Origin of the sequence: Bacillus sp. BD48, assembly GCF_046566805.1 — a bacterium.
GTDB lineage: Bacteria > Bacillota > Bacilli > Bacillales > Bacillaceae > Bacillus > Bacillus safensis.
In genome coordinates, this window is sequence record NZ_JANGFM010000004.1 from 108,127 (window position 1) to 121,208 (window position 13,082).

15 protein-coding genes are annotated in these 13,082 nt (G+C 41.4%); 9 read left to right on the forward strand and 6 right to left on the reverse strand.

Annotated features, from left to right (window positions below; all coding sequences use genetic code 11):
* Window positions 1–31: 31 nt before the first annotated feature.
* Together ACLGGR_RS13060 and ACLGGR_RS13065 are read right to left on the reverse strand one after the other, a co-directional pair.
* Entirely contained in the window at window positions 32–997 is a 966-nt protein-coding gene (locus tag ACLGGR_RS13060) for a sensor histidine kinase (RefSeq protein ID WP_410973219.1), read from the reverse strand.
* An 11-nt stretch (window positions 998–1,008) separates the two neighbouring features.
* Window positions 1,009–1,710, reverse strand: coding sequence for a LytR/AlgR family response regulator transcription factor (locus ACLGGR_RS13065; RefSeq protein ID WP_410973220.1), 702 nt, complete (start codon window positions 1,708–1,710; stop codon window positions 1,009–1,011).
* A gap of 161 nt (window positions 1,711–1,871) precedes the next feature.
* Between ACLGGR_RS13065 and ACLGGR_RS13070 the strand changes: the two genes are divergently transcribed.
* From ACLGGR_RS13070 to ACLGGR_RS13080, 3 genes are all read left to right on the forward strand, one after another.
* Window positions 1,872–2,612, forward strand: a complete 741-nt coding sequence (locus ACLGGR_RS13070; protein ID WP_025092774.1) for an ATP-binding cassette domain-containing protein — start codon at window positions 1,872–1,874, stop codon at window positions 2,610–2,612.
* Window positions 2,612–3,787, forward strand: coding sequence for an ABC transporter permease (locus tag ACLGGR_RS13075; protein ID WP_251216816.1), 1,176 nt, complete (start codon window positions 2,612–2,614; stop codon window positions 3,785–3,787). The genes ACLGGR_RS13070 and ACLGGR_RS13075 overlap by 1 nt, the downstream gene beginning before the upstream one ends.
* 133 nt (window positions 3,788–3,920) lie before the next feature.
* Window positions 3,921–4,256: a hypothetical protein gene (locus ACLGGR_RS13080; protein WP_251216817.1), complete on the forward strand. Its 336-nt coding sequence runs from the start codon at window positions 3,921–3,923 to the stop codon at window positions 4,254–4,256.
* Between the two features lie 45 nt (window positions 4,257–4,301).
* On the opposite strand, the gene ACLGGR_RS13085 is transcribed toward ACLGGR_RS13080, so the two are convergent.
* Window positions 4,302–4,637 (reverse strand): hypothetical protein, encoded by a 336-nt coding sequence (locus ACLGGR_RS13085; protein WP_410973221.1) that lies wholly within the window; start codon window positions 4,635–4,637, stop codon window positions 4,302–4,304.
* A 97-nt stretch (window positions 4,638–4,734) separates the two neighbouring features.
* On the reverse strand, window positions 4,735–5,796 hold the full coding sequence (locus ACLGGR_RS13090; RefSeq protein WP_098677395.1) for a DUF4352 domain-containing protein: 1,062 nt from the start codon (window positions 5,794–5,796) through the stop codon (window positions 4,735–4,737).
* Window positions 5,797–6,323: 527 nt separating this feature from the next.
* On the opposite strand from ACLGGR_RS13090, the gene ACLGGR_RS13095 reads away from it, so the two are divergent.
* Together ACLGGR_RS13095 and ACLGGR_RS13100 are read left to right on the forward strand one after the other, a co-directional pair.
* Window positions 6,324–6,752 carry a cell wall hydrolase gene (locus ACLGGR_RS13095; protein ID WP_024424361.1) on the forward strand — a complete coding sequence of 143 codons (429 nt, stop codon included), beginning with the start codon at window positions 6,324–6,326 and terminating at the stop codon, window positions 6,750–6,752.
* A 119-nt stretch (window positions 6,753–6,871) separates the two neighbouring features.
* Window positions 6,872–7,651: a glucose 1-dehydrogenase gene (locus ACLGGR_RS13100; protein ID WP_212040274.1), complete on the forward strand. Its 780-nt coding sequence runs from the start codon at window positions 6,872–6,874 to the stop codon at window positions 7,649–7,651.
* Between the two features lie 20 nt (window positions 7,652–7,671).
* Here ACLGGR_RS13100 and ACLGGR_RS13105 read toward each other — a convergent pair whose 3' ends face one another.
* Window positions 7,672–8,712 carry an acyltransferase family protein gene (locus ACLGGR_RS13105; RefSeq protein ID WP_410973222.1) on the reverse strand — a complete coding sequence of 347 codons (1,041 nt, stop codon included), beginning with the start codon at window positions 8,710–8,712 and terminating at the stop codon, window positions 7,672–7,674.
* A 211-nt stretch (window positions 8,713–8,923) separates the two neighbouring features.
* Window positions 8,924–9,916 (reverse strand): LLM class flavin-dependent oxidoreductase, encoded by a 993-nt coding sequence (locus ACLGGR_RS13110; protein WP_410973223.1) that lies wholly within the window; start codon window positions 9,914–9,916, stop codon window positions 8,924–8,926.
* A 414-nt stretch (window positions 9,917–10,330) separates the two neighbouring features.
* Here ACLGGR_RS13110 and ACLGGR_RS13115 point away from each other — a divergent pair, with 414 nt between their 5' ends.
* From ACLGGR_RS13115 to ACLGGR_RS13130, 4 genes are all read left to right on the forward strand, one after another.
* On the forward strand, window positions 10,331–10,933 hold the full coding sequence (locus ACLGGR_RS13115) for a TerD family protein (RefSeq protein WP_024427228.1): 603 nt from the start codon (window positions 10,331–10,333) through the stop codon (window positions 10,931–10,933).
* 20 nt (window positions 10,934–10,953) lie between these two features.
* Window positions 10,954–11,535 (forward strand): TerD family protein, encoded by a 582-nt coding sequence (locus ACLGGR_RS13120; RefSeq protein ID WP_024424356.1) that lies wholly within the window; start codon window positions 10,954–10,956, stop codon window positions 11,533–11,535.
* A 39-nt stretch (window positions 11,536–11,574) separates the two neighbouring features.
* Window positions 11,575–12,153, forward strand: coding sequence for a TerD family protein (locus ACLGGR_RS13125; protein ID WP_034664245.1), 579 nt, complete (start codon window positions 11,575–11,577; stop codon window positions 12,151–12,153).
* A 141-nt stretch (window positions 12,154–12,294) separates the two neighbouring features.
* The gene (locus ACLGGR_RS13130; protein ID WP_142946507.1) at window positions 12,295–13,074 is read left to right on the forward strand and encodes a TerC family protein; all 780 of its coding nucleotides are present in this window, start codon (window positions 12,295–12,297) and stop codon (window positions 13,072–13,074) included.
* Window positions 13,075–13,082: the final 8 nt, after the last annotated feature.

Below are 13,082 nucleotides of genomic sequence, written 5' to 3' on the forward strand. Positions count from 1 at the left end.
CACTAAAAAAGGTGCAGCTATGCACCTTTTTTTATGACATTGTGAGAGGGATTTTGATGACGAGCCGTAAATTTGGAGAACGGTAAGTGAAATCAAGTGTACCGTCTGCCTTTTCAACAAGCTGATGAATGATATACGTCCCCATGCCTTGATGATCGCCGCCTTTTGTCGAACGGCCAAAAGTTTTGAACAAATGATCTAACACGTGTTTTTCCATACCTTTTGTGCTGTTTTCACAATGGATTAAAAATAGTCCGCTCCGAATAGAGGTTGTGACCGAGATGCTGCCTTCTTTTCCGGCGTGCTTCGCTTCAATCGCTGCATCTAAAGCATTATCAAGCAGGTTGCCAGTAAAACTAACCTGATCCGCCTTTGAAAAGGGAAGCGATGAAAATGGAGCTTGAAGGTCTAGTGAAAGTGCAATGTCCTCTTTCTCAGCCCGCTCCAAAAAGGGATGTAGGGTTGAGGCCAAATATGCATTTTCTCCTTTCATCCATGGGAAATGTTTGACGTATTGCTGAATCAAATCTTTGATCTCATGCTCGTCTTTCGACGCGGAAAAGGCATTTAAATGTCTGGCTGTTTCATGATGTTTACTGCGCAGCTCAAGAAGTAATTCGTTGGTTCTTGATTCTGCGTTTATGAGTTCTTGAAGCCGCCCATTTAACTGTTTCTCTGTCTGCATGACCTTCAATGAGAGGATGTCGACTGTCACCATCATGATGAGCGCCAAAAGACAGCTCAGCCCATTCTGTTGCGTTAAAAACAGCAAAAGACCTGCGCAGGTGATGAGTATAAAGGCGCCTAATATCACATCACCACTCGTATGAGGCAAAAATCTTTTGTATATGAAGAATGTATAAACACACATCACACAAAAGGTAAAAACCCACAACACAATTGATGATAACGGCAGAAAAGCTTCAGCAGCTGCATGAAACGCAAGTCCCAGCCATATGAGAGCATAAATGCGAAATCCAAGATAGAAAGCGTTCACGTTTGTTCTCCTTAAAAATAGTATTTCTTAAAAAATTCTAATTGCTGCTTGGTCATTATGGCTTTTTTATCTGTACCTTCAAAAGACACGATATACGAATTTTTAGCATACGCCGAGAAATTCTTAATGTAATGAATATTGATAATAAACGATCGGTGGGAGCGGATAAAATCCTTTTCAGCCAGATCGCCCTTTAACTCGTTTAATGTCTGGTAGGTCTGAATATCTCCTGTCGTTGTCACGATAGTTGTTGACCGGCCCGTTCGTTCAACAAAAATGACATCCTTTTTCTGCAGCACATGAATATCTGACTGCTGTTTAATGAGAAGCCGTCCATGAATGCTTTTCTCCTGCTTAGTGGACATATAACGCTCTAAGCATTTCGCAATTCGATCAGCTTGGTAGGGCTTCATAATATAATCATGTACATTCAAATCAAACGCATGGACTGCATAACCACTGTTTCCTGTCACAAAGACCACATCGACATTCAGTGCGTGAGAGTGAATGAGGTCCGCTAATTCATAGCCGGACATTCCAGGCATTTCAATGTCAGCGAACAACAGATCAATGTCCCCTTGTTTGACCTTCTCATATGCATCCTCTGCTGACTGCGTGACAAAGACAATGTCCACAGCCTCCATCCTGCTTACAATGGCGTGCAGCTTTTCTAAATCTACTCGGTAATCGTCGACGAGACCTACTTTTATCATAAAAATCACCTATGACTATTCTTATTATTTGTCTATTTTACCATTTGTTTTTTTGAAATAGATCATTTCAAGACAGAAAAAGGACGTTTCGCGACATTTTTATATCAGGCAAGCGTTATTTTTTCTATCATAGACTTAGAAAGTTGAAAGGGGCGAACCACATGATTACTCTCAGCGATTGCAGCTGCTGGTTTAAAGATAAGAAAAAAGTCGTGAAAGCGATGAAACACATGACGTTCTCCGTGAAGGAAGGGGAAGTCGTTGGCATTCTAGGAGAAAATGGTGCAGGAAAAACGACATTACTGCGCGCCGTAGCCACATTATTAGAGCCTACACACGGAACAGTCACTGTCGCAGGCTTCGATACAGTGAAAGAAGCAACAGAAGTGAAAAAACGAATTGGTGTTTTGTTTGGCGGAGAGACGGGGCTTTACGATCGTTTGACGGCACGAGAAAACCTTGAATACTTTGGCAAATTGTATGGCTTAGATCAGCATGAAATCAAAGCAAGAATAGAGGATTTGGCAAAGCGTTTTGGGATGAGACAATACATGGATCGCAAGGTGAAAGGATTCTCAAGAGGAATGAAACAAAAGGTGGCGATTGCCAGAACCCTAATTCATGATCCTGACATTATCTTATTTGATGAGCCGACAACAGGCTTAGATATTACATCAAGTAATATTTTCAGAGATTTTATTCATCAGCTCAAGCAGCAAAATAAAACGATCCTTTTTTCAAGCCACATCATGGAAGAAGTCAGCCAGCTTTGTGACAGTGTCATGATGATTCATCAGGGAGAGCTTGTGTATAAAGGCACACTTCCAGAATTATATGCACAGGAACAAAGTGAAGACTTGAACTATATCTTTATGTCGAAGCTCGCTAGGGGGATTTCATAATGTGGAAAACCGTCTTTTTAAAAGAAATGACAGATGCGCTAAGGGATCGAAAAACGTTGCTCTTAACTGTGCTGATTCCTCTTTTGACGATGCTTGGATTGGTGTTCTTTTATGAAAGCATGATTGCAGATCCAGGGGATAAAGCCTATACAGTCGCCATCAATGAACAGCTTCCAGCGGAAATGAACCAAATGATCAAAGAGGTCAAAAACCTACACCTTGAAACATTTGATGATCCGCAGCAAGCCGTCAAGGATGGGGAGGCAAATGCTTACCTGGAAATGCCGAAAGAAGCAGGTGATATGCTTCAGCATCAAAAGCCATTCGCCATCAAAATTCACGGATATACGACAGATGATGATTCGGTGATAACAGTCCAAATGCTGCAATCATTGCTGGAGCAATATCAAAACCAAGTAGTCGAGAAGCGTTTAGCAGCGGATCAAATCGATACGTCCGTTATTCATCCGTTTGAGGTGCAGTCTGTTGATGTAGAAGAAGGGGATGAAGGGGAAAACGGAGTGACCGCTATGCTGTTGTCGATTCTCCTTCCAATGATTTTGGTGACCTCCGTCATCTCAGGTGCTTTGCCGGCTGCGCTTGATATTGTAGCAGGTGAAAAAGACCGAAAATCAATTGAAGCCTTATTCCTGACACCTGCCAGCAGACTCCAGATTCTCATCGGAAAATGGCTCGCTGTCTCCATGTTCGGTATATTAAGCGGGATTGTGGCGATCGGCATGCTGCTTCTATCCACTTTGCTCTTTACAGAAAAGCTGAAGCAAGCTCTAAACTTTGGTGATCAAATGTGGAGCATTATCGGCGTCATGTTTGCGGCGCTTATCATTTTCTCCTTCATGGTATCGATGATTGAACTGCTACTCAGTGTCGTTTCAAGCTCAGTGAAAGAAGCGCAGTCGTACATGTCCATGATCATTACGCTAGGTGTGCTCCCAATGTTCTTTACTATGAGAGCAGGTGCTACGCAGCTAGATACGTATTACTTTGCGGTCCCATTCCTTAATATTCATGCGCTTTGTAAGCAACTGATGTTTGGTATCATTGATCCAATGTCCATCACCCTGACACTCGGTTCCTCGGCCTTGGCAGTCGTTATCCTGTTTGTCATCGTCAGAAGCTTGTTTATGAAAGAAAAGTGGATGCTTGCGAAATAAAGAAAGTAAAACTTGCAGATATATTCTGCAAGTTTTTTTATATTCAGAGATTCATATAAAAGAGGCTCGCGATAGCATGATGGAAGAGGAAATGATATAATTATCCTAATTTTACCAAATAGGGAGTTTGGGCATGTCTTATCAAACAAATGACGATGATGTGTTAGGACTATGTAATATATATGCCCAGCAAACACACCATTTTGAAGCCTTTATTTTGGGAAACAGGGTAGGTTTATTAGAATTAAGAAATGCAATAGACAAGGCTTTAGAAACCGGTAGTTCTACTGCAACGTTATTCCCTTCTGATTATGAGGGATATGAAGTCTATGTTGCTTTAGTAGACGACGAGCAAAGGTTTGAAAAATTAACAACTCCTTATGTAGAGGAATACGTACAAGAGGAAGATGCGGTTGATCCAATTGAGGTCATTAAAGAATATGAAGCTGAAAAGGGGAATTCCGTATAAAGAGATTCCCCTGCTTGTGAGCTCGTTTGCTAGTGAATCAAATGTCTATAGATTTGGCTTGTCATTGGGTTTTGTCCAGTACTTGATGTCTTCCAATGCTCTTTCAATGTCATCCATATCGTCAATTCCTAAAGTACTATCAAATTTCGAAGATAGTATCTTTCGTACTTTCGCGAGTCTTTGAGTGACCTCCCACTTATCTATAAATCGTGTGGTTTCTGTTTCATATTCTCCTCTATATGCTTCCTCACCATACTGATGAAATTTTTCACCATAATAAGAACCCATGTTATGCAAAGACAAAAGAATCAAATTCATTTCTATTAATATCTCTAACATTTCATCACCCGTGTAGGTGATGTTTTGATTAGACTTTAGCATTGACACCCACCCTTAAAATAAGAAATGTTGATATACGCCGCAACCAATACGCTTGTGCTCATCATATTAAAAAACCCCCGGAATCGGGGGTTTTTCTTTAGTTCTTGATGAATTTCTCAACTAATGAGCTTGTTTTGTAATCGTTCAAATCAAGTTTCCATTGGTCGATATCATTTTTCTTCATGTTGACTTCTACTGTTTCTTCAGTAGATGATGGTCCTAATTTTTTAAACTCATCTGGGTAAATCGAAAGTAAGTATTTTTGAGCTTCATCGTAAGAAGCTGAACGGTTTTTGCTGTAGAACTCAGTCGCTTTCTCTTTCAAACGATCGACAAGCGGGCTTGCATCGATTGGTGTAAGAGTCACAGTCACGACAGCTTTATCACCACTGATGGATTTTGTTTTTGTTGAAACTTTTGATTTTTCAGCTAATGTTTCTTTTACTGCTTTTAAAAGCTTATCAAGGTTTTCGTCCTTCGCTGAGCTAGAAGAAATACCTGATGACGTGATGTAACCTTGTTTGAATGATTTATCAAATTCGTTCACAACAGTTGATTTGTTATCACCTGTTAGTTTTTCGAAATCGTCGTTTTTCTTACCAAAAATCATCACATCAATATAAGAAGAAAGAGCTTTTGCAGATGCTTGAAGTGTATCTGCTTTTTTCATTAAGTCTTTTCCTTTAATATCGAATTCTAGTGTTTTGTCATCTTTTTTCGATCCACTACCTGGCTCTGTGTAAACAAGCTGATAGTCTTTTTCTTTATCAACAACAAAGAAAAGACCGCCTTTTGTTACTTTGTCTGCATTTAAAGAGCTTGAAGATAATACTTCATTGTAGTCATCTGGAGAAATCGTAGATACCTGTGCGTCATCTTGGTAAAGCGTGAAGTTGCTTTTATCAACATTGAGAGGCTCTTTGCTGATATTTTTTACAGATACGTTCACTTTTAGTACATACTGATCATCCTGTACAGATGTATCGTATTGAGGTGGTAATGTGTACTCAGCACTTTCTACCTTTACTTCTGCTGCATCAAGAGATTTTTTGGTATCGTTTTCTTTCGCAGCTGTTTTGTCTTTCCCACCACTACAAGCAGCAGCGACAACAGTGACACACAAGATCAGAAGAAACAGGGATAATTTCTTTTTAAACATGGCGTGTTTTCCTCCTCGGGTTTATGGTGAATTTCATTGAAAAGCTGTAGTTCATATCATTCTTTTTGCACAAAAAGAAAAATACTGTATGTTTTTTACTGTAGAATGAAGCGAAAGTACTGTCAATACCTCAGTGCGTTTCCGAGGTTGATTGGCTTCAAATAGTAAAAATGACACTAAGTTGAGAGGAGAAACTTGTAATTTATTATTTGATATCTCCTGTAGAAACTCAACATTTTATATTTTAAGGTTTTGAGTCGGATTATTGAATAGGTTCAAATGACTGTTTTTGAAGATGATGTCGCAATTAGAAGGATTTTTATGACTTGTAAATGAGTATATAGTAATGAATATTTTTTCCTGTTATGTGTATGGTCACTTGGTTTGAGTGTTGTTGGCAGCAAGACACATGTCCAGCAAATTTAGACAGGCTATCGACACTGAACGTGCTTTTTCATGTCAAAATGGCAGTCATCTACACAGAAACGCTACATAAAATAAAAGAGAAACGAACTGGAGGTGGATGTATGGCAGTGGTAAGAGCGACAAGCTCTGATATTGATTTAATGGCCAGACTGCTGAGAGCGGAGGCAGAAGGTGAAGGGAGGCGAGGGATGCTGCTCGTAGGAAACGTGGGCATCAATCGTTTGCGTGCCAACTGCTCTGACTTTAAAGGGCTGCGTACGATTCCACAAATGATTTATCAGGAGCATGCATTCGAAGCGGTCACGCATGGGTACTTTTATCAACGAGCACGAGAAACTGAAAAAACACTTGCGCGGAGAAATATTAATGGAGAACGTTTTTGGCCGGCAAAATTCAGCCTTTGGTATTTTAAACCGCCTGGCGATTGTCCGGCGACTTGGTACAATCAGCCGTTTGTGGCAAGGTATAAGTCGCATTGCTTTTATCAGCCAACCGCCGAAACGTGTGAAAATGTTTATAACACCTTTTAGCTTGATGAAACGCACAATCCTCTTAGGGTACGAATACAGAGGATTGTGTTTTTGTTTTTTCCAAAATGGGTAACCATTGTGTATCAACAAGATGAAGCACGTGAATGGAGGAAATGATGATGTATCAAGATTTAAAAGGGAAAACAGCCATTGTCACAGGCTCTTCAAAAGGAATTGGACAAGCGATCGCATTGCGGTTTGGACAAGAGGAAATGAATGTGGTTGTGAACTATAAAGGCGATGAAGATGGAGCTGAAGAGACGGTACAAGCCATTCAGAAGCACGGAGGTGGGGCGGTGAAAGTACACGCAGATGTCTCCAAAGAGGAAGGCATCCAAGCCATCATGGATACAGCACTGGAGCATTTCGGTACAGTAGATGTATTCGTCAATAATTCAGGCTTCAACGGCGAAGAAGCGCTGCCGCATGAGATGACGCTGGAGCAATGGCAAAACGTCATCGATGTGAACATAACAGGTGCATTTTTAGGCGCAAAGGCTGCGCTTGCCTATATGATGGAGCATGACATCAAAGGGTCCATTTTAAACATTTCCAGTGTCCATCAGGAAATTCCGCGCCCGTTCAATGTTCATTATTCCACTTCAAAGGGCGGAATGAATATGATGACGAAGACGCTGGCTCTTGATTATGCCGAAGCAGGTATTCGAATCAATGCGATTGCGCCAGGTACCATGGCGACCGAATCAAATGATGATTTGCAGGATGAACAGAAAAAACAAAAGCAGCTTGAGAAAATTCCGATGAGAACCTTTGGTGAACCGAAGGAGATTGGGTCCGCTGCTGCATTCCTCGTTTCTAAGGAAGCGGCATATATCACAGGCACCACCTTATTTGTAGATGGCGGAATGACACTTTATCCTTCTCAAATCAATGATTAATCCGAAAAACATCCGCCTGTTCAGCCGGCGGATGTTTTTTGTTCGTAGCGTTGTGTAGCTTTGGCTGGTTTGCCGAGCAGCATCGGATACTTGCTCAGGAAGGAGATACATGGCACCATGAGCAGCAATGTGCCGATCGTGTAAAAAAGTGTCCAAGAGAGCTGCGCTGTATCTGCAATATTGATACCAAGTCCATAATAAACAAATGCTTTCATGATATCGATGCCGGCAAACTGCAAGACAAGAATGACAATAGAATTTCGTCCTAGATACGTCAAAATAGGGGATGTTTTCAATTTAAAGCTTAAATAAATCACGGCAGCTGAACCGAGCAGAGCACATGCATAGAAAATAAAGAGATCACCGTAGTCGTTGACGCGCATATCGATCCGTGAATTAAAGCTCTGCATGTAAGCCGTCAGTACAAGCAGACCTGTACATAAAAGCAGGGTTGGATCTGTTTTTAATTCCATAAACCACTGCTTTGCTAAAAATCCAATTGAATAAAACACAACAGCCGTCAAGGCAACATTGGCATTCCAAGGAAGACTTTGATCTAAAAGCAAGGTAGTAGCATATCCAGCACCGCCGCAAAGAACAGTCAGCAAGATCACGGCAGCGGGTTTTCCTTTTGTCAGTCGATGCATAAAGAAAAATAAAATCTCCACTAAAAAGAGCGTCGTTAAAAACCAAATTGCAGGGTTATGTGTGAGTCTTGCTTCATCTGCATTGGATATGAAAATACCTGTAAACGGAACGAAAGGGTCAATATCCGTTTGTCCCTTGAATGCGAAAAAACGAGTAACGGAGAACCAAAATACATACGTAATGATGGAGAAATAGAGATAGGGCAAGAGTAAGCTTTTGGCTTTTTTCTGAATAAATGACAGAGCAGGGGATGAGGATGATCGAAACATCATACCTGATAGTAAAAAGAAAAGCGGCATATGAAAAGAGTAAATGAATTGCTTGAGCGAATCTGGAATGGGCACATGCGCCATGACCACGAGCAGAATGCCGATTCCTTTAGCTGCATCTACCCAATCGAGTCTCTTTTTCATGTCCTGTCATCTCCTTCTTTCTCAGCATCGTAAACCGTTCATTGAATATGTACCTCTACTATATAAAAGGTACACCTCTTATGCGTTTACAGTTCGCTAACGATTAGAAGACACATTTGCGATCAGATGACAGACGGAAGGATTTTGACATCTCTATGTTACATTTCCCATTTTTTATGACAATGTAAAAAAGAAGCCTAGAAAGCTGGCTTCAAAATAATTCTGCTATTCGCTTGAAGGAACGTTGTTTTTCGATTGGATCAAAGGAATTGTTGAGAATCATGATGTCATCCGTTTGATAGCGGTCTATCAAGGTCTGTAATTGCTCTTTTACCGTTTCCTTTGAGCCAACAATCATCCGCTGGCGGTTTTGCAGCACTTTTTTCTTTTCCTGTGTGGTGTAGTGATAGGCATTTGCTTCTTCTATAGAAGGAACGCGGCTGTCCAGTCCTTTTTCAACACGCAGCAGCCATAAATCTGTACTGCTAGCGATCCGGTCTGCTTCGTCATCTGTTTCACCGCAGATGACAAAGACCGCAAACATAGATTGTGGCTGCCTAGAAAAGACAGATGGAGAAAAGTGTGATCGATACGTCTCAAATGCTTGTTTGCCGCGTGCAGGATGGATAAAGTGGCCAAAAATATAGTTGATTCCAAGCTCCGCCGCCTGCATGGCACTATTTTCTCCCAGTCCAAGCAGCCAAACCGGCGGATGAGCATCAACAAGCGGAGCAGCTTTCACGCCTGTATGCGGATGATTAGAAGGCAGGCTGTCTGATAAGTAAAAAAGAAGGTCCTTCAGCTGGCGGTCAAACTGAGACAGGTCTTTATGCACACCGTCCGTCAAAGCGAGTCTCGTCCTTTCAATCCCGCCCGGAGATTTGCCGACTCCGATCTCAATCCGTCCAGGATAAAGGGCTTCAAGCTGCCGCGTGACCTCTGCTACTTTAAAAGGACTGTACTGAGGAAGTAAAATGCCGCCAGATCCGGTACGCAAGGTCGATGTATGAGCCGCAATATGAGCCATTAATATTTCAGGTGCTGTACTAGCGAGCCCTCTTGTGCTGTGGTGTTCAGCGAACCAATAGCGCTCATATCCAAGCGTCTCAGCCAGCTGAGCCAGCTGAGTCGTATGAATCAATGTCTCCTGCGCTGTCTGACCTTTAGGAATGGCGACTTGATCTAATATATGAAGTGATGGCATCATCAACATCCTTTCATCAACATGCTGAATATAAGTATAAAGAAATCCATGAATGGAAGGAAACGAAAGGGTTTATCCTTTGATCAGATGCTTTTATCTTTTCTATATCAACATATGAAACCACATCAATACGCTTCTTTTCAGCAAGAGCTGCTCATCGGGAACTTTCGACAATGTTTCACATGAAACAATTCATTTACGACATGAACCATTTTTAATATGCATCTTTCGTTAAAAAAATATGAAGTGTTTGAAACCTATCTTGAACATAGATCGTATATACTAGTAAATAGAAAAAAGAGTAAGAGGCTCCAATGTCATTTCATGAATTTTGTCGAATTTTCATGTATGATGATTTTAATAGGGTCCATCGCTTAATAAATAGATTTTTATTATGCTGGAGGAGTGATTGATTTGGCGATTACATTAGAAAAAGGTCAACGTATTGATTTAACAAAAGGGAAAACAGGGCTAACGAATATTCTTGTTGGACTTGGCTGGGACCCTGTATCACAAGGCGGCGGATTTTTAGGAAAGCTGTTTGGCGGCGGAGGCGGCGCTGATGTTGATTGTGATGCTTCAGTGCTCATGCTGAAAAATGATAAGTTTACGGAAAATAAAGATTTGATTTATTTTGGCAACTTAAAAAGCAAATGCGGCAGTGTTGAGCATACAGGTGACAACCTGACTGGTGAAGGAGACGGAGATGATGAACAAGTCCTCGTCAACTTGAGCAAGGTGCCGGGTAATGTGAATAAATTGGTGTTTGTCGTGAACATTTATGATGCCCTTAGAAGAAACCAACACTTTGGTATGATTCAAAATGCTTACATTCGCATCGTTGATCGTTCAAACAATCAAGAGTTAGTGAAATATAATTTAAAAGATGATTATGCAGGAAAAACATCGTTAATCGTCGGAGAACTTTATCGTCACGAGAATGAGTGGAAGTTTGCGGCTCTTGGAAATGGTACAAATGATGCGAAGCTTGCCGATATTACGAGAAACTATATTTAAACAGAAGGGAGAGGTTCCTAGTGGGAATTTCTTTAGCGAAAGGTCAAAAAATTGATTTAACAAAAACGAATCCGGGTTTAACAAAAGTAGTCGTCGGTCTTGGCTGGGACGTCAATAAGTATGACGGCGGACATGACTTTGATCTAGACGCAAGTGTATTCCTCTTAGATGCGGCAGGTAAAGCAAGCTCTCCATCTGACTTTGTCTTTTACAATCAAACAACTGGCGGAGGCGGCAGTGTCGTACATACCGGCGATAACCGCACTGGCGAAGGGGACGGAGATGACGAGCAGGTCAATGTTGATCTTGCAGCTGTACCAGCAAGTGTGGAGAAGATTTCATTTGTCATTACGATTCATGATGCAGAAGCACGCAGTCAAAATTTCGGACAAGTGTCTAACGCATATGTACGTATTTTAAATGCGGCATCAAATGAAGAACTCATTCGCTATGATTTGGCAGAGGATTTCTCAATTGAGACAGCCATTATTGTAGGTGAATTATACCGTCATGGCGGGGAATGGAAATTCTCAGCTGTCGGATCAGGCTATCAAGGAGGCCTTGCACGTATTGCAACGGACTTCGGCTTAGATATCGGATAACGATCATTTCCTAATATCAAAGACAGGAGAGATACGAATATGGCGATTCAGCTTTCAAAAGGACAACGTGTCGATTTAACAAAAACCAACCCTGGGCTGACGAAAGTGATGATCGGTCTTGGCTGGGATACGAATAAATATTCAGGCGGAGCCGAATTTGATTTGGACGCTTCGGCTTTCTTGGTGGATGCAAACAATCGTTGTCAGCAAGATACAGATTTTGTGTTCTACAATAACCTTCAGCATCCGAGCGGCAGTGTCACTCATACAGGTGATAACCGGACGGGTGAAGGAGATGGAGACGACGAGCAAATTCTCGTTGATTTCTCGAAAATTCCTGCTAACATTGATCGTATCGGAATTACAGTTACGATTCATGATGCAGAGACGCGCAGTCAGAATTTTGGACAAGTCTCTAATGCATTTGTTCGTGTTGTAAATGAAGAGGGCGGGGAAGAATTGATCCGCTTCGATTTAGGGGAAGACTTCTCAATTGAAACAGCTGTTGTGGTATGTGAATTATACCGGCACGGAAGTGATTGGAAGTTTAACGCGATCGGAAGCGGATTCTCTGGCGGCCTTGCAGCTCTTTGTCAAAATTATGGGTTAGAAGTGTAAATAAGAGAAAGAAATCAATTCAAGAGGCGCTGTCAAAAACTCATAAGAGGGTCTTTTCCAAAGTGAGAAAGAAACAGCGATCAAGAATAACAGCAGGCGAAAGCCTGCTGATGCTTCTACACTTATAGGAGGAAAACCAAGTTGGAGATTTTGAAACATATGTTGGATACGTACGCCTCGTTTTTTGATTGGCATATGTGGGCAGAGGTATTAACAGACCCTGTCTCTTGGGGGCTTATTGGGACGCTTGTCGTGCTTGAAGGATTGTTATCAGCAGATAACGCACTTGTATTAGCTGTCATGGTGAAACATTTACCTGAAAAGCAGCGTAAAAAGGCATTAACCTACGGATTAATTGGCGCTTATTTCTTCCGTTTTCTATTTATTGGCGTAGGGATGCTGCTTATTAAGTTCTGGTGGATTAAGGTTCTCGGAGCTGCTTACTTAGCATGGCTTGTTATTAAGCACTTCTGGTTAGGTGACGGCGATGATGAAGCGAAGGAACTGAAAAAAGAAGGCTGGTTGATTCGAGTCTTTGGTGTGTTCTGGGCAACTGTTATTTCTGTTGAAATTATGGACCTTGCCTTCTCGGTTGATAGTATTCTTGCAGCATTCGCTGTATCTGAGGAAGTATGGATTCTACTATTAGGCGGAATGCTTGGAATTCTCATGATGCGTACAGTCGCACAGTTATTCCTTGTTCTCATTGACCGTATCCCTGAGCTCGAGAATACAGCGTTTATTCTCATTGGGATCATTGCCATCAAGATGGGCTTGAGTGCTGCTCACATTGAAATTCCGCATCTTGTATTCTTTGCGATTATTATCCTAGCATTTATCGGAACGTTTATTGTTCATAAAATCAATAAGAAGAAACATCAAGAAGTAACAAACGAAGCTGCGGCTTCAAAAGAAGAATAGGACGATCA